Source organism: Mycobacterium sp. 1245805.9, assembly GCF_001672915.1.
In the GTDB taxonomy this organism is placed as follows: Bacteria; Actinomycetota; Actinomycetes; order Mycobacteriales; family Mycobacteriaceae; genus Mycobacterium.
Map to the genome: position 1 here is coordinate 1 of NZ_LZKR01000145.1, position 20,488 is coordinate 20,488.

The following is a 20,488-nucleotide window of genomic DNA, read 5'->3' on the forward strand; positions in this document are numbered from 1 at the left end:
GCCGTTACCCGCATCACCGCCGGTCGCGCCGCGGCCCGCCGCGGCGTTGAGGCCATCTCCGCCGGTGCCGCCGCCCCCCCGGCCCCGCCCTGGCCGCCGTTGCCGCACGTGAACTAGCACCCCCCCCCGCCCCCCCCCCCCCCCCCCCCCCCCCCCCCCCCCCCCCCCCCCCCCCCCCGGCCCCCCCCCCCCCCCCCCCCCCCCGCCCCCCCGGCCGGCCCCGCCGGCCCCGGTGATGACGGCAGTCGGCCCGCCGGCGCCGCCGCTGCCGGGGTGGCCCCACAACAGCCCGGCCGCCCCGCCGTTACCGCCGGTGCCGCCGTTGATGGCGGGGCCTGAGGGCGGCGCGCCGGATCCGCCGTTTCCGCCGTTGCCGATCAGCCAGCCGCCGGCCCCGCCCTGGCCGCCGTTGCCCCACAGTCCGGCGTCACCGCCCTTGCCGCCCGGCTGGTTGAGTCCCCCAGAGCCGCCATTGCCGCCATTGCCCCACAGAATCCCGCCCGCACCGCCGGGCTGCCCGGTCCCGGGCGCCCCGTTGGTGCCGTCGCCGATCAGTGGGCGCCCTAACAGCAACTGGGTGGGCGCATTGATCACCCCCAACAGGTCCTGCTCGACGGTCTGCAACGGCGAGGCGTTGGCCGCCTCGGTCAGCGAATACGCGGTGCCCGCGCCACTCAACGCCCGTACGAAGTCGGCCTGGAACGCCGCCGCCTGCGCACCGAAGGGCTGGAAGGCTTGCCCATGGCTGGCGAACAGCGAAGCGATCGCCGCCGACACCTCATCACCGGCGGCGGCAACCACCGCGGTGGTCGGGCCAGCCGCCGCACTATTCGCGGCGCTGACCGCTGTACCGATCCCCGCCAGCTGCGAGGCCGCCGAGGCTACAACGTCTGGGACCGCCACCACATACGACATCGCTACCCCTGCCACACCGCCGACGCGTCCTGCATCGGACTGATAAACCACCAGTTAAGTAGCGGAAAGAGTACGACACCGCCGACCCGATTTTCTGCGTTTAGACAGACTTTCACCCTCGCGACACGGATCGCCTGCGTTTGGGGTCGATGCGGTGCGCGCGGTCGTGCGGCGGACCGGTAGGTCGGCCGTGATGGCCGAACGGCCAGAAAACGCGAGCGTTTGGCGCGATCAGTTGTGACAGTGAGAATTCGGGCGTGACGTGTACCGACAGCAGCACCAGTCACTTCTTCCGGTTGTCACGGGAGTCCTACCAGGTGGGCTGATCGAGCCCCAGAATGTCGTGACGGCACCCATACTCAGGGCGCGTTGCCAAAAGGAGCAACTATGAGAACCAAAATGATCGCGGCGTTGTCAATCGCGAGTGCCGCGACGGCGGTCGGCCTGGCCGCGCCCGCACACGCCGACAACGAGGAGGTCGAGTTTCAGTCACCGTCAGGAAATATCGCCTGCACGATGTTGTTGGTGCGGGGCGATAACGGCAATAACAATGTGCAGTGTGACCTGGCGGACCACACCTTTCCGACACCCGGAACGTGCAGCACGTCGGCAACTGGTGTCGCGGCGATTCTGAACATCTCACGGCCTCAGCCGGACGTGGGCTGCGACGCATATGCTTCCCTGCTTCCCTCCTCCTGGCCCGTACTCGACTATGGCCATTCGCGATCGCTCGGCGTGCTCCGCTGCGATAGCGAACCTTCGGGGGTAACTTGCACCAACACCAGCACCGGGCACTTCTTTCGGCTCTCGCGCGACTCCTACCAAGTCGGCTGATTCACGTGTGGCTGCGAATGGCCAATGTAAATCAATCATTAAGCTCGTCAGGCCGCCGCAGAAGCGGCTGTAGCCATACTTCTGTGAGCACCAGATGTCACCTGCGTTCGCATCGCTGAGCTCGGCGTCGTTGTGGGCGGAGGACCGTGACCCCGTCTAGGGCCTGCTGCTCGGCCAAGACGGCCTGAACGGGCTGACGTAGCCCGGGATCAGCTACGCAGCCGCGAAAGCACCTCGGCCACAACGGAATCCGTCGCGACGGAGCGGTCGGCCGCGTTGGGAGAGCGGGCGTAACCACGGCGTCGTCATGAAGTTGGACACCGAGACGGCGTTGACGTCACGCCTTGCCGCGTCTGCGGCGCTCGTCAGGCGCCATCGTGGGTGCTGACGGTCGGTCCGAGATGGTCGCGATAGCGCTCACGCAGCTGACCCTTCGCAACCTTGCCGGTGGCGCCATGCGGAAGTTCGTCGACGAAGATCACGTCGTCGGGCAGCCACCACTTCGCGACCTTGTCGGCCATGTGATCGGTCAGGGCTTTTCCGGTGACAGTGCATCCGGGGCGCAGAACGGCGACAAGCAAGGGACGTTCCTCCCACTTCTGATGGGGAACTCCGATCACCGCCACCTCGGCCACCGCGGGATGGCTGGCCGCCACGTTCTCGAGATCGATGGAGCTGATCCATTCACCACCGGACTTGATGACGTCTTTGGCTCGGTCGACCAGCTGTAGGTACCCGTCGGGGTCGATTGTCGCAACGTCGCCGGTGGGAAAGAAGCCCTGCGCGTCGCACTTGGCGCCATCCTCGGCCTTGAAGTAACCCTTGGCAATCCAGGGACCGCGAACGTGCAGGTGCCCGAACGCTTTTCCGTCCCACGGCAACGGTTCGCCGTGTTCATCGACGATCTTGAGGTCAACTCCCCATATTCCGCGGCCCTGCTTGAGCTTGACTTCGATGAGCTGATCACGCGCGAGGCCGGCGTGCTTGGGCAGCGGCTTGCAAATCACGCCCAACGGGCTGGTCTCCGTCATCCCCCAGGCCTGCACGACGTCGGCGCCGAAATCCCGTTCGAAACGGTCGATCGCGTACCGCGAGAGCGCGGAGCCGGCCACGCCGACGTACTTCAGGCCGAGCGCCCGGGGATCGATCTCGGGGTGCTTGTCGAGGTGGTCGAACAGCATCGTCCACACCGTGGGCACCCCCTGGGATGCCGTCACACGCTCGTCACGGATCAGCTCGTAGATGCTTGCGCCGTCGATGCGGGGCCCGGGAAACACGAGCTTGGCGCCCACCATCGGTGCCGCGTACGGCGTGCCCCAGGCGTTAGCATGAAACATCGGCACCACCACGAGTACCGACGAGAAGCAGCTCAGATCCAGGACGTCGCGCGCCGCCAGCATCAAGGCGTGCAGCACGGTTGAACGGTGCGAGTACAGCACACCTTTGGGCTTGCCGGTGGTGCCCGACGTGTAGCACAACGAGGACGCGGTGCGCTCGTCGAACTCGGGCCACGTGTAGTGACTCGACTGAGCGGCGATGACGTCGTCCCAGCAATGCAGTTGCGGCACATCGATACCCGGCATGTGCGCGCGGTCAGTCATCGCGACGTAGGCCCGGACGGTTTTCAGCCGCGGGGCCAGTTCGGCGACCAGATGGGCGAACGACACGTCGAAGAACAGCACCTGATCTTCGGCGTGGTTGATGACGTACTCGAGCTGCTCGTCGACGAGCCGCGGGTTGACGGTATGCAGCACCGCTCCCGATCCCGAGACGCCAAAATACAGTGCCAGGTGGCGGTCGGTGTTCCAGGCGAGTGTGCCGACGCGGTCGCCCGCCGTGATGCCCAGCGCGGCCAGAGCGTTGGCGACCTGTTTGGAGCGGTCGTGCACCTCTGCCCAGTTGCTGCGCCGGATCGGCCCCTCGGGCAGGCGGGTCACGATCTCCGAGTGGGGATGGAACCTGGCCCCGTGTTCGATCAATGACGAAATCAGCAGCGGTCTGTCCTGCATAAGCCCGTACATGTTCTTCCTTCCGACGACATTCACAACGAAGACCCGGCATGGGGTCGGCGTTGTCTAGCGGCGAAGTGGCGCTTTCTCTGTGTCCGGTGTCCGTCGCACCGGGCGGCGCCCGGCCATCGCAACCCGGAGCACGAATGCGGGCCGCAGGGTGCGGAGCGGCGAATCCAGCATTCCCGTGATCCTCAGGAATTGTTGTGCCACAACCGTATCCGAGGAGGACGCGGCTATCACCCTGCGAAAGTAGGCGTTGGTGATCCGCATGGCCGGCGGGCAGTGACCGTCCACTCCGGGGATCGCCAGATCCGAGCCCACCGCGGTCTGCCACGCCACCCGGATCGGCTTAGCGGCGGCACGGAAGAAGCTGCGCGGCAGGGTGTCTGAGGCGTGGAGCAGGCAGTCGCGCAGCGCCTGCGCTTCCAACGCGGCAACGGTCATGCCCTGGCCGTAGACCGGATTGAAACTGCAGATCGCGTCGCCGATCACCAAGAAGCCTTTCGGCAGGCGGCGCATCGCGTCGTAGCGTCGCCACCGGTTGGATGGGACGGTGTAGTGGCAGACCTCGGCGAGCGGCTCGCTCGCCTTCACCGCCTCCACCGCGTGGACGGGCGCAAAGCCTTCACCAAACGACAGGATGCCCGCGCGATCGCCCGGCGGCTTCGCGCCCGCCAGGGCCCCGACCGTGAGGATGTGTGTGTCGTTCTCCTGGGCGATCAACACCCAGGTGGTGGGCCGCCCCGGCTCGGGAAATACGGCGATCGCCAGCTCGGGGACCGATCCGGTTGGGAGCCGTAACAGCTGGCTGCTGTAGGCCAAACGCACCATCACCTCGTCCTCCTGCGGGCCGCCGTAACCCATCTGGGCCAGGAAGGTGGGGGTGCGTGAGCCGCGTCCGGTAGCGTCCACGACCAGGTCGGCTTCCAGCACCGTTTCGTCGCCCCCGCCGCGGCCAATCACCCGCGCGCCAGTGACGCGCTCCCGATCCGGCGTGCATGTGAGGGCGACGACTTCGTGACGTTCCAGGATCGTCACGGCCGGTATCTGGCGCACCCGTCTCCGTACCCGCCACTCCAGCCAACGGCGGCTGGGGAAGTACATCGGAATGGGTTTGGCAAGTCGGCCCGATCGCGAGATACGGTAGCCATCAATCGAAATCGACACCCTCGACATATCGCCGTCGCTCCACACCAAGATGCCGTCGGCTACCAGCTCATCGAGGATGCCGGGGAAGAGCTCGCCGAGGACCTGCGAACCTCGCGCACCCAGGATGTGTCCATGGCTGCCCTGGGGGACGCCGCGCCGGTCCGCGGGTCCGCTTGGTAGCTCGTCACGTTCGACCACTGTCACCGTGCGATAGAAATCGGACAGCACGCGGGCGGCGAGCATTCCCGCCATGCTTGCGCCCAGAACCACCGCATGTTCACCCAGTCGTGTCACAGCAAACCCCCCTAAGCTCACGAGCACGAAACTTTCTGCCGTTCTTACGTTTTGGGCCGCCCGCGTGCGCGTCGGCTCGCCCCGGCTTTGTCCGGAACTTCGGCAAGCGCCCGTTCGGCCATAGCCGTGATCGTCAAGCTCGGATTCATGCCGATGTTGGCCGGTACCGCCGCGCCATCGCACACGAGCAGGCGGCGGTAGCCGAACACGCGGTGAGAAGCGTCGATCACGCCGCGTACCGGGCTCTCTCCGATCACGGCACCGCCGAGCATATGGGCAGTGGTCGGGATAGACAGCAGGGTTTCGTTGAAGGTCGCCTGCGACGCGCCACGAAGCCGTTGTTCGAACCACTCCGCCGCCCGGTATGCACCGAATACTTTGTCAGGATTGGGCTTTTCGGGATTCTGCTCAGTGGTCAGCACGACGTTGCCATTGGGCAGGCGGCACCGGACCCGCAGGCGTATCGCGTTGTCCAGCGTCTGCATCGCCAGCAGAACCACCGTCCGACGCGACCAATTGCGGATCCGTGCCGCGGCCAACGCACGTCGTGGGTGGCGCAGCACGTTGAACAGGAAATGCGCCGGCTGTGTGCCTCGCCTGCCTGTCTCGCTCAACAGCCAGAACAGCAACGACTGCGAGTCCGCACCACTGCCGTAGGTGACGGTCTCGATGTGGGTGTTGGGATCGGGGTAGGCGCTCGCTGTGATGGCCACGCCCCGGGTGAAGTCGAGCATCCGATCGCCGGCCGTGACAGCGAGGATCGATTCGCTGTTGGTCCGCACCAGCTCGCCGAGACGATCCGATATCCGTGGCAGAGATCCGGCGAGCTTGCAGCGGAAAAGCAGTCGGTTGGTTCCTACCGTCCCGGCGGCGACGACTACCCCGCCGGCGGTCAGAGACTGACGGTCACCCCACACCCACGCCCCGGAACGTGCATGTGTCACGACGTACCCGTCGGATCCGTCGGGGGCGTCGAGTGGACGTATGTCGATGACGGTGCGTTCCGGCAGTATGTCGACGCCGCGCCGTTCAGCAAAATAGAGGTAATTCTTGACCAAAGTGTTCTTGGCCCCGAATCGGCAGCCGACCATGCAAGCTCCGCAACGCAGACAGCCGGTTCGGTCAGGACCGGCCCCGCCGAAATACGGGTCCTTGACGGTCACACCGGGTTCGCCGAGGAATACTCCCACGCGGGTGCGCGCGTACGTCTTTCCGAAGCCGTGCTCGTTCGAGTACTGGCGGAGTAGATGGCCCGCTGCTGAATCCTCGTCGTAGTCCGTGACTCCGAGCATTCGCTCCGCGGTGTCGTAATGCGGCGCGAGTTCGTCCTCCCAGTTGGCCAGGCCGCTCCATTGAGGATCCTGGTAATAGCTCGGCCCGGCGCGGTAGAGGGTGTTGGCATAGACCAGTGACCCGCCGCCGACGCCACAGCCAGACAACGCGACGACGTCGCGGAACATCGTCATCGCGAAGATGCCCTTCAGTCCCAGCTTCGGGAGCCAGTAATACCGGTCGATTTGCCACGACGTTTCCGCGAAATCGGAGTCACAGAATCGGCGACCACGCTCCAAAACCGCTACCCGATAGCCTTTTTCGGCGAGCCGCAACGCTGCGACACTGCCGCCGAATCCGGATCCGATGACGAGCCAGTCGTAGTCGAGCTCGGCCATCAAGCACCCAGCCAGTCGTATCGTGCTGTGCACGGCGGAAACATGACGCCTTCCTCACATTCTCCGGGGTTCGGCGTGGGGGCCGGCGTTCACCGCCGTTGCCAATTCAGAAGTTAACGAGCGAGTCTCGACGCTGCGTCGTCGTCGGACGACTAACTTTCGGCTCGGGGGTGTCCTGTGGAGACAAAGACGAGCGCGTCGGTTCTGCTCATCCCCGGTCGAGAACGTCCGGGCCGCACCACTGACACAGGAGCAACGCGACCTCGACATCCAATCGGTCAGTCGTTATCGGCCGGCCACGGCGTTCGAGAGCTCGGCGCACACGGTACTTGACGGAGTTGGGATGCAGGCGGAGTTCGTCAGCGGCGGCCTTGAAACTCGAACCCCTGTGCAGAAAGACCCGCAGTGTTTCGCGCAACCGCTCGTCGTTGTCGGTAAAAGACGCCAGTGGTCCCAGCACGTCGCCGACCCAAGCGCGCGCCGCCGCAACATTGCCTCGCAGCAGTAGGGCGGCCATCGACAAACCGGGTTGATCCGCCGCCGTGACCCGTTGCGCGTTGAAGCCCAACGTGACAGCAACGATGCGGGCGTCCTGCGCCTGAGCATGTGACCGACGAAACCCTTCGACGCCGCACAACGGCATGCCGAGGGCAAGCATGGGAGCATCCGCTTGCGTCTCGGCGAACTGGTGCACTCGGTGGATCGCGGTTGCCGATTGGTCCGGCGTAAGCGGAATCCATGCCCAGCCGGTCAGGTGATCCACCGGGATGAACAACGGCCTTTCTCTGGTGCCGAGCGATTGGCAAAGCCGGCTGACGAACCGCTCGATTGCGACGAGGTCGTCACGGCCCGCGGAGACCTCCCGCCATGCCACGGCGGCGAGGTGGACCCGTTCAAGCGGATAGCGGATCGCCAGGCTCACCGCGTCAGGGTTGAGCACCGGCTCGCCGGACAGGATCTCGTGGACCCACGACGCACGCGCGATATGCGGGTTCTGCTTCCAGCGGTTGCGTTCGTCGAGAAACGTGCACGTCGCCCGCTGGCAGATCCAGTCGACGTAACCGAGCGTGGCATCGGCGATCTGAGCGGATACATTCAGGCTTAGCTGTGGGTCGAGATTGTGAGCCGCCACCTCGTGCAGCGCCACGTTGATCATCTTTTTCTGGCCGAGCTGGTAGCCGCGCAGCAACGCATCCATTGAGACGCCTCGTTGGGCGAGTCGCCGTGCATGCTCGAGCGCCGCCGTCGGTGGCTCGACCTGCCTCAGCGGTATGCGGTGTTCTATCCCGAAGAGCACCGTGCCGATGGTCGCGCGTACACAGTCATGGAGCAAATGTCGCAATTGCTCGTCGCGCAGATCGTTGATCTCGGTGACCATAATGTCGCCGACCGAACGGGTCAGGTCACCCAGACGTTCACTCAGCGCGGCAGCGATCTTCGCCGCGGAGCTTGCGACTACCGAGTCATGCTCGTGGAATGCGGGCACGTCGTCGAACTCACAATCCTGTGCGTAAGCGGTTGGCCAGCAACGCCGCTCCGGCATAAGTGTCCATCGGTCGCAGAGAACGCGACGGCGCACACGTTATTCCCGTTCCTGGCGATGCACCCATATCGGCTTTGTTATGGCCGCCGTTAGTAGCACTTTCTCCCGGAACGCGTTGCCGTTCTGCGCAACAATCAACGACCAAGCCGCGAAAGCACCTCGCCGACGACCGAATGCGTCGGCACCGACACCTGGTCGCCCGTCCCCAGATCCTTCACCCCGACGGTCCCGGCCTCGATGTCGCGCTCGCCCAGCACCAGGGCGATCCGGGCGCCGGAGCGGTCGGCGGCGCGCATCGCGCCCTTGAGCCCGCGGTCGCCGTAGGCCATGTCGACGCGGACACCGGCGCCGCGCAGCTGCGCGGCCAGCACCGCCAGCGAAAGCTTCGCCGGCTCGGAGAGCGGCACCCCGAAGACGTCGCAGCGCGTGGTCTCCCCCACGGCCTTGCCCTCGGCGCGCAGCGCGAGCATCGTACGGTCCACCCCCAGCCCAAAGCCGATGCCCGACAGGTCTTGCCCGCCGAGCTGGCTCATCAGGCCGTCGTAGCGCCCGCCGCCCCCGATCCCGGACTGTGCGCCCAGACCGTCGTGCACGAACTCGAACGTGGTCTTCGTGTAGTAATCCAGCCCGCGCACCATCCGCGGGTTGATCACGTAGGGCACCCCGAGCGCGTCGAGGTGCGCCAGCACGGTGTCGAAGTGTTGCTTGGCGCCATCGGACAGGTGGTCGAGCAGGACCGGCGCGTCGGCCGTCATGGCCCGCACCTCGGGTCGCTTGTCGTCGAGGACGCGCAACGGGTTGATCTCCGCGCGGCGCCGGGTCTCCTCGTCGAGGTCGAGGCCAAACAGGAAGTCCTGCAACAGTTCCCGGTACTGCGGGCGGCAGCTTTCGTCACCGAGCGAGGTGATCTCCAGCCGGAAGCCGTCGAGGCCCAGCGAGCGGAACCCGCCGTCGGCGACGGCGATCACCTCGGCGTCCAGCGCCGGATCGTCGACGCCGATCGCCTCCACGCCGACCTGCTGCAGCTGGCGATACCGGCCGGCCTGCGGGCGCTCGTAGCGGAAGAACGGGCCCGCATAGCAAAGCTTCACCGGCAACGCGCCGCGGTCCAGGCCGTGCTCGATCACCGCGCGCACCACCCCGGCGGTCCCCTCCGGCCGCAACGTCACCGAGCGATCACCGCGGTCGGCGAACGTGTACATCTCCTTGGACACCACGTCGGTGGATTCGCCGACACCGCGGGCGAACAGGGCGGTGTCCTCGAAGATCGGCAGCTCGATGAAGCCGTAGCCGGCCCGGCGGGCCGCGCCGAGCAACCCGTCGCGCACGGCGACGAACTGCGCCGAATCGGGCGGGAGGTAGTCCGGCACCCCCTTGGGGGCAGAGAACTCCGTCACCGGCTCAGGCCCTCGAGGAACGGATTGAAACGCCGCTCCGCGCCGATGGTGGTCGACGGGCCGTGGCCCGGCAACACGACGGTCTTGTCGTCGAGCACCAGCAGCTTGTCGATGATCGACGTCAACAGGTCGCGGCCGCTGCCGCCGAACAGGTCCGTGCGGCCCACCGAGCGCTCGAACAGCGTGTCCCCGGTGAAGACCACCTCTTTGTCCCCGGCCGCCCGGAAACACACCGAGCCGCGCGTGTGCCCAGGCGTGTGGTCGACGTTGACGGTCACGCTGCCCAGGTCCAGCTTGTCGCCGTCGCGGTCCAGCTCCACCACCTGCTTGGGCTCGCGGAAGAACGCCCCGGTCACCAGCTGCGCCAGCCGCGGGCCGTAGCCGTGGATCGGGTCGGTCAGCATGAAGCGGTCCTCGGGATGGATATAGGTGGGGCAACCGAAGGTGTCGGAAACCTTCTGCGCGGACCACATGTGGTCGATGTGCCCGTGGGTCAGCAGCACCGCGGCGGGGGTCAGCCGGTTCTCGTCCAGGATTCGCCGCAACGCACCCATCGCGCGCTGGCCGGGATCGACGATGACGGCGTCGGTTCCGGGCCGGTCAGCCAGCACATAGCAGTTGCACTGCAACATGCCGGCGGGGAATCCAGTGATCAACACGGTTCCCAGTTTCCCACGGGACCCGATTGGCACCGGTCACCGCGCCCACATTAGCCTGGGCTGGCAATCTCGGGCCCCGACTTACCGACCATGGAGGCATTCCGCCGTGCCGACCAACGAACAGCGACGTGCCACCGCCAAGCGCAAACTCGAACGGCAGCTCGAGAAGCGCCAGAAGCAGGCCAAGAGGCGCCGGATCGTCGTGATCGCCGGGGGCTCGGTCGCGGCGGTGGCCGTGATCGTCGCGGTGGTGATCGCCGTCATCAATACCAAGCACGAGAACAAGAGCAACACCGCGGCGCCGACCAGCACCACCGCCGCCAGCAGCTCCCCGGACAGCACGACGCCCGCGACGCCGCCCGGACAGGTCCCGCCGTTGCCGCCGTTCAAGCCGTCGGCCAACCTGGGCGCCAACTGCCAGTACCCGGCATCGTCGGACGCGGCCGCCAAACAGGTCAAGCCGCCGCGGACCGGCAAGGTCCCGACGGACCCGGCCCAGGTGAGCGCGAGCATGGCGACCAGTCAGGGGAACATCGGGCTGATGCTGGCCAACAACGAATCACCGTGCACGGTCAACAGTTTCGCCAGCCTCATCGGCCAGAAGTACTTCGACGGCACCAAATGCCACCGGCTGACCACCTCGGACACGCTGGGCGTCCTGCAGTGCGGCGACCCCAAGGGCGACGGCACCGGCGGCCCGGGCTACCAGTTCGCCAACGAGTACCCGACCGACCAGTACCCGCCCAACGACCCCAAGGCGCAGCAGCCGGTCGTCTATCCGCGCGGCACCCTGGCGATGGCCAACGCCGGGCCCGGCACCAACGGCAGCCAGTTCTTCATGGTCTACAAGGACTCCCAGCTGCCGCCGCAGTACACCGTCTTCGGCACCATCCAGCCCGACGGGCTGGCCGTTCTGGACAAGATCGCCAAGGCCGGCGTCGCCGGCGGCGGCGAGGACGGGGCCCCGGCCAGCGAAGTCACCATCAAGTCGCTGCTGCTCGACTAAGCCCCGGCCCCGCGCAACACCGGCGGCGGATTAGCGAGAATCACCAGTCTCACTTGCTCGACCGTTTATGGTTCGTGGGGTGAATCTGGATCCGGAGACGTTCGGCCGCTACCAAATAATGGGGTTGCTGGGCCGGGGCGGCATGGGACGCGTGTACCGCGCCTACGATCCCGCCACCGATCGCGTGGTGGCGCTCAAAGTGCTCCCGCCGCATTTGGCCGAGGACAATCAGTTCCAGCAAAGGTTCCGCCGCGAGGCACGCATCGCGGCCGGCCTGAACGATCCGCACATCGTGCCCATCCACGGCTACGGCGAGATCGACGGCCAGCTCTATGTCGACATGCGGCTGATCGAGGGGCGCGACCTGGCGGAGTACATCGTGCAAAACGGTGGGCGGCTCAGCGCCGATCCCACCGTCGCGGTGATCGAACAGGTTGCGGCGGCGCTGGATACGGCCCACTCGGTGGGCTTGATCCACCGCGACATCAAGCCGAAAAACATCCTGGTGACCGCTGCGCGAGATTTCGTCTACCTGATCGATTTCGGCCTCGCCCGCGCGCAGACCGACACCGAGCTCACCGGCACCGGCGCCACGATGGGCACCGTGGCGTACCTGGCGCCCGAACGCTTCAGGGGCACAACGGATCACCGCGCCGACGTGTATTCGTTGGCCTGCGTGCTCTACGAGTGCCTCACGGGAAGCCGGCCCTTCCCCGGCGACAGCCTCGAGGAGCAGCTCAACGCGCACGTGAACACGCCGCCACCGCGAGCGTCGATCGTCGCGCCCGGCGTCCCGCCGGCCCTTGACGCGGTGATCGCGCGGGGCATGGCGAAGGACATCAACGCTCGCTACCAGTCGGCGATGGAGCTCGCCGAGGCCGCCAGGGCAGCGCTGACCGCCACCGACGCGCCAGCCGTCGCGCCGCCCGTCGCACCACCCGTCGCGCCGCCCGTCTCGCCGCTCTCCGCTGCGGCACCGGTGTCGCAGCCGCAGCCGGCGCCGCAAGCGCCGCAGCCGGTCCCGGCGAAGAGCTTCAACAGGCGGCTGGCCCTGGGAATCGTGGGCGGGTCGCTCGTCGCGCTGGCGGCGGTGGTGGCCCTGGTCATCTCGCTGGTGACCCAGAGCCACGGCTCGACGGACAACGCGGCGTCCCCCACCCCGAGCCGGGCCAGGGTGCCTGCCCGGCCCGGGTCGGCCCCCGGACCCGCCTCCGCGACCCCCGCGGGCGTGCCGCCGCTGCCGGCGTTCGCGCCGCCACCCGACCTCGGCGCGAACTGCCAGTACCAGCCGTCGCCCGATCCGGCCAGCAAGGTCGCCACGCTGCCCCCGTCGGGCCGGGTGTCCACCGAACCTGCCTCGATCCACGCGGTCATCTCGACCAACTTCGGCGACATCGGCGTGCAGCTCGCCAACAACGAATCCCCTTGCGCGGTGAACAGTTTCACCAGCCTGGCGAAGCAGGGCTACTACGACAACACCATCTGCGGGCGGATGATCGACGAGCCGGAAGGCGGGACGCTGCTGTTCGGCGGGCCCGATCCCGACGGCGGCGGCGGCCCCGGTTACGAATTCGCCGACGAGTACCCCACCGACCAATACAAGGCCGACGATCCGGCGCTCAAGGCGACGGTGATCTATCCGCGCGGCACCATGGCGATGGCCACCAACGGGCCCAACACCAACGAAAGCCAGTTCTTCCTGGTTTTCCGGGACGCCGAGATAGAGCCGACGTCCACGGTGTTCGGCTCGGTCGACCAGGCGGGCCTGGCGACCCTCGACAAAATCGCCAAGGTGGGTGTGGCCGGCAACCGCACCAGGGGCATGCCCACGAGCACCGTCACGATCAGCTCGGTGCGGGTGGGCTAGGAACCTAAGCGGCGGAAGTCACGCGGTAGACGTCGTAGACGCCCTCGACGTTGCGCACGACGTTGAGCAGGTGGCCCAGGTGCTTGGGGTCGCCCATCTCGAAGGTGAACCGGCTGATCGCCACCCGGTCGCCCGAGGTGGTGACCGATGCCGACAGGATGTTGACCTTCTCGTCGGCCAGCACCCGGGTGATGTCGGAGAGCAGCCGGTGCCGGTCGAGCGCCTCGACCTGAATGGCTACCAAAAACACCGATGACGCCGACGGCGCCCACAGCACCTCGATGATGCGCTCGGCCTGCTGCTGCAGCGACGCGGCGTTGGTGCAGTCGGTGCGGTGCACGCTGACCCCGCCGCCGCGGGTGACGAACCCCATGATCTGGTCGCCGGGCACCGGCGTGCAGCACTTGGCCAGCTTGGTCAGCACGCCCGGCGCGCCGGTGACGGAGACGCCGACGTCGTCGCTGCTGCGCGGGCGGCGCAGCATGGTGGTCGGTGTGGACCGCTCGGCGAGCTCCTCCTCGGCCTGGTCGATGCCGCCGAGCTCGGCCAGCAGCCGCTGCACGACGTGGCGGGCCGACACATGCCCCTCACCGATCGCGGTGTAGAGCGCGGACACGTCGGCGTAGTGCAGCTCGCGGGCCACCGCGGCCATCGACTCGCCGTTTACCAAGCGCTGCAACGGAAGTCCGCCGCGGCGCACCTCGCGCGCCATCGCGTCCTTGCCGGCCTCCAGCGCCTCCTCGCGGCGCTCCTTGGCGAACCACTGGCGGATCTTCGTCTTGGCGCGCGGGGAAACCACGAACTGCTGCCAGTCCCGCGACGGCCCCGCGTTGGGTGCCTTGGACGTGAAAACCTCGACGACTTCCCCGTTTTCGAGCTTGCGTTCCAGCGCCACCAGGCGTCCGTTGACCCGGGCGCCAATGCAGCGGTGGCCGACCTCGGTGTGCACGGCGTACGCGAAGTCCACCGGCGTCGACCCGGTCGGCAGCGTGATGACGTCGCCCTTGGGGGTGAAGACGAAGATCTCCTGCACCGCAAGGTCATAGCGCAACGACTCGAGGAACTCGCCGGGGTCGGCGGCCTCCCGTTGCCAGTCGAGCAGCTGGCGCATCCAGGCCATGTCGTCGATCTCGGCGGCGGCGTGCGGATGCGGAAGTCCGTTGCGGCCCTTGGCTTCCTTGTAGCGCCAGTGCGCGGCGATGCCGTACTCGGCGGTGCGGTGCATGTCGCGGGTGCGGATCTGCACCTCCAGCGGCTTGCCCTCCGGCCCGACGACGGTGGTGTGCAGCGACTGGTACACCCCGTAGCGCGGCTGGGCGATGTAGTCCTTGAACCGGCCCGCCATCGGCTGCCACAGCGAGTGCACCACGCCGACGGCGGCGTAGCAGTCGCGGATCTCGTCGCACAGGATGCGGATGCCGACCAGGTCGTGGATGTCGTCGAAGTCGCGGCCCTTGACGATCATCTTCTGGTAGATCGACCAGTAGTGCTTGGGCCGGCCCTCGACCGTCGCCTTGATCTTCGACGCGTTGAGGGTGTTGATGATCTCGTTGCGGACCACGGCCAGGTAGGTGTCGCGGGACGGCGCGCGCCCGGCGACCAGCCGCACGATCTCCTCGTACTTCTTGGGGTGCAGGATCGCGAACGACAGGTCTTCCAACTCCCACTTGACGCTGGCCATGCCCAGCCGATGCGCAAGGGGCGCAATGACTTCCAGCGTCTCGCGGGCCTTGCGGGCCTGCTTCTCCGGCGGCAGGAAGCGCATGGTGCGCATGTTGTGCAGCCGGTCGGCGACCTTGATCACCAAAACGCGGGGGTCGCGGGCCATGGCGGTGATCATCTTGCGGATGGTCTCGCCCTCGGCGGCGCTGCCCAGCACGACGCGGTCCAGCTTGGTCACGCCGTCGACGAGGTGGCCCACCTCCTCGCCGAACTCCTCGGATAGCTGCTCCAGCGTGTAGCCCGTGTCCTCGACGGTGTCGTGCAGCAGCGCGGCCACCAAAGTGGTGGTGTCCATGCCCAATTCGGCCAGGATGTTGGCGACGGCCAGCGGGTGGGTGATGTAGGGGTCACCGGAATGGCGCAGCTGGCTGGCGTGCCGCTCGTCGGCCACCTCGAACGCCCGCTGCAGCAGCTGCAGGTTCGCCTTGGGATAGATCTCCCGGTGCACCGCCACCAGCGGCTCGAGCACGGGGTTCAGCGTGCTGCGCTGGGCGGTCATCCGCCGCGCCAGCCGGGCGCGGACCCGGCGCGAGGCGCTGCTGGAGGTCTTCAGCGTCTCGGTCGGCGCCTCCGACGGCTCGACGACCGGCGTCTCTTCGATCGGCGGCGCCACGGCCTGCGTCGTGCTCTGGTCGTCCGCCACGATTGTCACCTCCGACGTCGAGGATATCTCCAAAGTCCGATCTCCCGGCCGCATCGAGTGTGCGCTGAGGGCCTTCAGTGTGTAGCTAGGGCGGAGAAATTGCGAAATCCCCGCCCCACGCTCACACGCAACGCCGCCAGTTCACACAAGGCGCCGCTCACGCGCGAGTCAGGCTGTGCACCGGCAGCGGCGCGAGCGCATCGCGACCGCCCAACGCGACGAGTTCCACGACGACCGCCGCGGCGGGCACCCGGGCACCCGCGCGCCCCAGCAACCGGGCCGCCGCGCCGATGCTGCCGCCGGTCGCCAGCACGTCGTCGATGATGACGACGCTGCGGCCGGGCAGCTCGATGCCGTCGGCGGGGATTTCCAGCGTGGCGCTGCCGTACTCCAGGTCGTAGCGCTCGGCGTGCACCGGCGGCGGGAGCTTGCCGGCCTTGCGGATCGCCAGCACGCCGGTGCCCAGCCGCGTGGCGACGGCCGCGGCCACCAGGAAGCCACGGGAGTCGATGCCGGCTACCAGGTCGGCGCCGGACGCGATGTCGGCCAGCGCGTCGGTCACCGCCGCCATGCCCTGCCGGTCGGCGAAGACCGGCGTCAGGTCCTTGAACTGGACGCCGGGCTTCGGGAAATCGGCGACGTCCCTGGCCAGCGCCGCGATCACCTCGGACACGGGGCGGCCCGTCACTCGACCAGCGCCCATCGATCCATGTTCCAGCCGGCGCCCCACCGGGTCGGATTCCTGCTCACGGCGTACATCTTCTTCGACGTCAGCAGCGTGCGCTGCTGGCGGTACAGCGGCAGGGTCGGCATGTCGGCCCATAGCAGCGGGGCCGCCTGCGCCAGCAGCCTGACCCGCTCGGCCGGGTCGGCCGACACCACCAGCGCGCTGATCGCGGCGTCGACCTGGGGGTTGTTGTAGCCGGACAGGTTGTTGCCGTTGCCGCTGTGCAGCGCGTAGGCGTCCATGGCCGACGACCCGGTCGAGCCGCTGCCGGTGGCCCCGCCGGTGCTGGCCAGCAGCACGTCGATCTTGCCGTCCCGCAGCGCCTGGGGCCCGGAGGTGTCCAGCGGGACGCTGGTGACGCTGATGCCGGCCGCCTCGCACGACTTGGTGATCGACCCGACCGTCACCGCCAGCCGGGCGTTGGGCCCCTGGTAGCCGATCCGCACCGGCTGGGGCGCGCCGCCCAGCGCCTCGCGGGCGGCGGCGGGGTCGGCCTTGCCGAACGGGCCGGCTTCGGCGGCGCCCTCACCGGCCGCGATGGCGTCCTCCGTGGCCGGCTGCAGGCGGGAATTGGCGATCGCCACCCCCGCGTCGTGCGCGATCGTGTCGCGCGGCGTGCAGAACGCGAACGCGCGCCTAGCCTTGGGCTGCGCCAACGGCCCCTGCGGCGCGAAGATCAACTGCTCGATGCCGTCCGACGGCGCATCGGATCGCTCGTAATTGTCGGGGGTGGCCAGCGCGCCCGAGGAACCAGCCGCGACGTCGACGACGTCGACGCTGCGGTTGTTGACCCGGTCCTGGATGTCGGGCCCCTGGGGCCAGACCGTGATCCGCTTGGTCACCGCCTTGGGACCCCACCAGCGGTCGTTGGCGACGAGCACCACCGCGCCGCCGTCCAGGACCCGCTCGATCTTGTACGGCCCCGACGACGGGAAGCGCTTGAGGTCGACGCCGGGCTTGAGGTCCCACCCGGTGTTCCACAGCCTGGCGATCTGCGCCACCACGGGCCCGTTGTTGCTCAGCAGCGCCGCGGTCACGTCCACGTTCAGCTGATCGGCGATCACGTGCGACGGCATGATCGTGGTCGCGGCGAACAGCTGCGCGTAGTCGACGACGCCGCGGTCCGGGACGAAGGACACCCGGGCCTTCTTCTGGCCCGGGATGCACTCGACGTTGGCGATGTCGACGTAGCCGGCCTGGCTGGCGGCGTCGAAGCCGGCGAACCGCCCGGACTGGGCCGCCCACGCCAGCACCAGGTCGTCGCAGGTCACCGGCTTGCCGTCGCTGTAGACGGCGTTGTCGGCGATCTGGTAGTCGAGCACCAGCGGCGAACCGCCCACCACGGACACGGAGCCGAAGTCGCGGTCGGCGACCACCTGCCCGTCCGGGCCGTGATAGCCGAAGCCGGTCAGCGTGCGGGCGAACGCCTGCGCCCCCGCGGACGCGGCGCCGACGACGGTGTTGGTGTTGTAGCTGACCAGCGGGCCGTCGACCACGTAGTCGACGTCCGAGGCGGCGCTGCCCGAGCACCCGGTCAACGCGAACCCCGCGAGCAGCGTCGCGGCCAACGCAGCCGCCGCGGTCCCCCTCAGGTTCCCCCGGTCGGCCCGCAACATCCGGCCTACCGCCGGCCCGCGTTTCGCTTGCCGGTCGGGCGCCGGGTCCCGGTGGGGCGCACCGGGCGCGCGCCGGGGGCCGGCTTGCTCGGCGCCGGCTTGGCCGGCGCCTCAGACGCCTCAGACGTGCCAGCCGTCTCCTCGGAAGCCTCCGTGGGCTCTTCGGCGGCCGACTCGGAGATCTCGACGGCCGAGTCGTCTTGGGAGCGGGTGCGGCGCTTGAGGACCCGGCGGGTGTGCGTGCGCACCAGCTCGGTGCGTTCGCGCAGGGTGACCAGCAGCGGGGTGGCGAAGAAGATCGACGAGTAGGTGCCGACCAGGATGCCCACCAGCTGGACCAGCGCCAGGTCCTTCAGCGTGCCGACACCCAGCAGCCACACCGCCACCACCATCAGCGCCAGCACCGGCAGCACGCTGATCAGGCTGGTGTTGATCGAGCGCATGAACGTCTGGTTGATCGCCAGGTTGGCGTGCTCGGCGAAGGTGCGCCGGTTGGTGTGCTGGAAGTCGCGGGTGTTCTCCTCGACCTTGTCGAACACGATGACGGTGTCGTACAGCGAGAAACCCAGGATGGTCAGCAGCCCGATGACTGTGGCCGGGCTGACCTCGAAGCCGACCAGTGAATACACGCCGGCCGTGACGGTCAGGTCGAAGACCATGGTCGTCAGCGCGGAGATCGCCATGTAGCGCTCGTAGCGGATGGTGATGTAGAGGCTGACCAGCGCCAGGAACACCACCAGCGCGATCAGCGCCTTCTTGGTGATCTGGTCGCCCCAGGTCTCCGACACCGCCGAGTCGCTGATGGCCTGCTTGCTCGGCTTGCCGTCGTTGCCCTTCGGTCCGAAGGCGTCGAACAGGGCGTTGCGCAGCTTGGTGGTCTGGTCGTTGGTCAGCGTCTCCGAGCGAATCTGCACGGTCGCCGAGGCGCCGTTGCCGACGATCACCACCGACTCGGCGTCCTTGCCGACGGCGTTGCGGAACACCTCCGACACCTGCGCGGTCTGCGCTGTCCCCCGCGGCATCGAGACGGTCGTGCCGCCCTTGAAGTCGATCCCGAAGGTGAAGCCGCGTAGCACGATGCTGATCAGCGCGACCGCGACGATCGCACCGCTGATCCCGTACCACAGCCGGCGCCGCCCGATCACCTCGAACGCGCCGGTGCCGGTATAGAGCCGGGAGATGAAGCTGTGGTGCGGCAGCTGGGCGCTGTCGGTCAGCGCGGTCGCATCCTTGGCGGCACTCATGCGCTATCCCCGTCCCGTCTTCACGTCCGCCGCGGCCCGGCGTTCGCGCGCGACCTGCTGCACGGCGCCCAGGCCGTTGTACGCCGGCTTGGCCAGCGTCGTGGACTGGGAGGCCAGGTAGACCAGCGGCCAGGTCACCAGGAACACCACCACGGTGTCCAGCAGCGTGGTGAGGCCCAACGTGAAGGCGAAGCCCCGCACCTGGCCGATCGCCAGCGCGTAGAGCACCGCGGCGGCCAGGAAGGTGACCGCGTTGCCGGACAGGATCGTCTTGCGGGCCCGCACCCACCCGCGCGGCACCGCCGACCGGAACGAACGCCCCTCGCGGATCTCGTCTTTGATGCGTTCGAAGAACACCACGAACGAGTCGGCGGTGGTGCCGATGCCGATGATCAGACCGGCGATGCCGGCCAGATCGAGGGTGTAGTTGATCTGGCGGCCCAGGATCACCAGGATTGCGAAAACCATTGCGCCGGAAGCACTTAGCGACAACGCGGTGAGCAGACCCAACAGGCGGTAGTAGAGCAACGAATACAGCAGGACCAGGACCAGGCCGATGCCGCCCGCGATCAGCCCGGCCCGCAGTGAGGTCAATCCCAGTGTCGCCGAGACGGTTTGGGCCTCAGAGGATTCGAAGGACAGCGGCAGCGACCCGTATTTCAGCACGTTGGCCAGCTGCTTGGCGGTGGAGGCGGTGAACGGCGGCTGGCCGCCGGAGATCTGGGTGCGCCCGCCTGGGATCGCCTCCTGGATCATCGGGGCGCTGACCACCTGGGAGTCCAGCGTGAACGCGGTCTGGGTGCCGACGTGGGCGGCGGTGAAGTCCGCCCAGGTGTTGGCCGCCGCGGGCTTGAACTGCAGGTCGACGACGTAGCCGAGGCCGCGCTGGTTCTGGCTGGACGTGGCGTCCGCGATCTGGTCGCCGCTGATGATCGACGGCCCCAGCAGGTAGGCAACCTTGTGGTCCGTCGAGCAGGTCACCAGCGGGAGCGCCGGGTCGTCGTTGCCGGCCAGGATGTCGTCTTTCTTGTCGCACTGGGTGGCCTGGAACTGCAGGGCGAGGAACTGGATGCCCTGGCGGGTGCTCTGCCGCCAGGTCTTCTCCTCGGCGATGCGATCGGCCAGGTGCGGGGCTTCGCCTTCACGTTGGGCCTCACCACGCTGCTGGACACCGTGGTGGTGTTCCTGGT

The 20,488-nt window shown here is 67.9% G+C and carries 15 protein-coding genes; 3 read left to right on the forward strand and 12 right to left on the reverse strand.

Features of this window, described 5'->3' with window-relative positions:
* A partial coding sequence (locus A9X00_RS31405; protein WP_197515210.1) for a PE family protein occupies positions 1 to 915 on the reverse strand: 915 nt, incomplete at its 3' end.
* A gap of 387 nt (positions 916 to 1,302) precedes the next feature.
* Between A9X00_RS31405 and A9X00_RS19405 the strand changes: the two genes are divergently transcribed.
* A complete protein-coding gene (locus A9X00_RS19405) occupies positions 1,303 to 1,749 on the forward strand; it encodes a DUF6636 domain-containing protein (RefSeq protein WP_156772183.1) in 447 nt (148 codons plus the stop codon).
* Positions 1,750 to 2,114: 365 nt separating this feature from the next.
* Here the strand turns inward: A9X00_RS19405 and A9X00_RS19410 are convergent, their stop codons facing one another.
* The 6 genes from A9X00_RS19410 to A9X00_RS19435 all read right to left on the reverse strand — a co-directional run bounded on the left by A9X00_RS19410 (position 2,115) and on the right by A9X00_RS19435 (position 10,473).
* On the reverse strand, positions 2,115 to 3,770 hold the full coding sequence (locus A9X00_RS19410) for a long-chain-fatty-acid--CoA ligase (RefSeq protein WP_067156996.1): 1,656 nt from the start codon (positions 3,768 to 3,770) through the stop codon (positions 2,115 to 2,117).
* Between the two features lie 54 nt (positions 3,771 to 3,824).
* Positions 3,825 to 5,204: an NAD(P)/FAD-dependent oxidoreductase gene (locus A9X00_RS19415; RefSeq protein WP_067156999.1), complete on the reverse strand. Its 1,380-nt coding sequence runs from the start codon at positions 5,202 to 5,204 to the stop codon at positions 3,825 to 3,827.
* Between the two features lie 44 nt (positions 5,205 to 5,248).
* Complete coding sequence (locus A9X00_RS19420; RefSeq protein ID WP_067157002.1) at positions 5,249 to 6,874, reverse strand: FAD-dependent oxidoreductase; 1,626 nt, start codon at positions 6,872 to 6,874, stop codon at positions 5,249 to 5,251.
* A 208-nt stretch (positions 6,875 to 7,082) separates the two neighbouring features.
* Positions 7,083 to 8,360 (reverse strand): CdaR family transcriptional regulator, encoded by a 1,278-nt coding sequence (locus tag A9X00_RS19425; RefSeq protein ID WP_067157005.1) that lies wholly within the window; start codon positions 8,358 to 8,360, stop codon positions 7,083 to 7,085.
* A gap of 191 nt (positions 8,361 to 8,551) precedes the next feature.
* The gene (gene hisS, locus A9X00_RS19430; protein WP_067157008.1) at positions 8,552 to 9,814 is read right to left on the reverse strand and encodes a histidine--tRNA ligase; all 1,263 of its coding nucleotides are present in this window, start codon (positions 9,812 to 9,814) and stop codon (positions 8,552 to 8,554) included.
* Complete coding sequence (locus tag A9X00_RS19435) at positions 9,811 to 10,473, reverse strand: MBL fold metallo-hydrolase (protein WP_067157011.1); 663 nt, start codon at positions 10,471 to 10,473, stop codon at positions 9,811 to 9,813. Before A9X00_RS19435 ends, hisS begins: the two co-directional genes overlap by 4 nt.
* A gap of 106 nt (positions 10,474 to 10,579) precedes the next feature.
* Here A9X00_RS19435 and A9X00_RS19440 point away from each other — a divergent pair, with 106 nt between their 5' ends.
* Positions 10,580 to 11,479: a peptidylprolyl isomerase gene (locus tag A9X00_RS19440; RefSeq protein ID WP_067157014.1), complete on the forward strand. Its 900-nt coding sequence runs from the start codon at positions 10,580 to 10,582 to the stop codon at positions 11,477 to 11,479.
* A 79-nt stretch (positions 11,480 to 11,558) separates the two neighbouring features.
* Positions 11,559 to 13,346, forward strand: coding sequence for a protein kinase (locus A9X00_RS19445; protein ID WP_067157016.1), 1,788 nt, complete (start codon positions 11,559 to 11,561; stop codon positions 13,344 to 13,346).
* A gap of 4 nt (positions 13,347 to 13,350) precedes the next feature.
* On the opposite strand, the gene A9X00_RS19450 is transcribed toward A9X00_RS19445, so the two are convergent.
* From A9X00_RS19450 to secD, 5 genes are all read right to left on the reverse strand, one after another.
* The gene (locus A9X00_RS19450; protein WP_067157028.1) at positions 13,351 to 15,711 is read right to left on the reverse strand and encodes a bifunctional (p)ppGpp synthetase/guanosine-3',5'-bis(diphosphate) 3'-pyrophosphohydrolase; all 2,361 of its coding nucleotides are present in this window, start codon (positions 15,709 to 15,711) and stop codon (positions 13,351 to 13,353) included.
* 157 nt (positions 15,712 to 15,868) lie between these two features.
* Positions 15,869 to 16,414, reverse strand: coding sequence for an adenine phosphoribosyltransferase (locus A9X00_RS19455; RefSeq protein WP_067157019.1), 546 nt, complete (start codon positions 16,412 to 16,414; stop codon positions 15,869 to 15,871).
* A complete protein-coding gene (locus A9X00_RS19460; RefSeq protein ID WP_067157022.1) occupies positions 16,396 to 18,054 on the reverse strand; it encodes an ABC transporter substrate-binding protein in 1,659 nt (552 codons plus the stop codon). Before A9X00_RS19460 ends, A9X00_RS19455 begins: the two co-directional genes overlap by 19 nt.
* Positions 18,055 to 18,059: 5 nt before the next feature.
* Positions 18,060 to 19,298, reverse strand: a complete 1,239-nt coding sequence (secF, locus tag A9X00_RS19465) for a protein translocase subunit SecF (protein WP_067157025.1) — start codon at positions 19,296 to 19,298, stop codon at positions 18,060 to 18,062.
* Positions 19,299 to 19,301: 3 nt separating this feature from the next.
* On the reverse strand, positions 19,302 to 20,488 hold a 1,187-nt coding region (gene secD / locus A9X00_RS19470; protein WP_232006884.1), incomplete at its 5' end, for a protein translocase subunit SecD.

What these genes read in the sequence shown, in the direction of transcription:
- A9X00_RS19405 (WP_156772183.1), top strand. Translation starts at nt 1,303, where the DNA reads ATGAGAACCAAAATGATCGCGGCGTTGTCAATCGCGAGTGCCGCGACG.
- A9X00_RS19410 (WP_067156996.1), bottom strand. Translation starts at nt 3,770, where the DNA reads ATGTACGGGCTTATGCAGGACAGACCGCTGCTGATTTCGTCATTGATC.
- A9X00_RS19420 (WP_067157002.1), bottom strand. Translation starts at nt 6,874, where the DNA reads ATGGCCGAGCTCGACTACGACTGGCTCGTCATCGGATCCGGATTCGGC.
- A9X00_RS19455 (WP_067157019.1), bottom strand. Translation starts at nt 16,414, where the DNA reads ATGGGCGCTGGTCGAGTGACGGGCCGCCCCGTGTCCGAGGTGATCGCG.
- A9X00_RS19460 (WP_067157022.1), bottom strand. Translation starts at nt 18,054, where the DNA reads ATGTTGCGGGCCGACCGGGGGAACCTGAGGGGGACCGCGGCGGCTGCG.
- secF (WP_067157025.1), bottom strand. Translation starts at nt 19,298, where the DNA reads ATGAGTGCCGCCAAGGATGCGACCGCGCTGACCGACAGCGCCCAGCTG.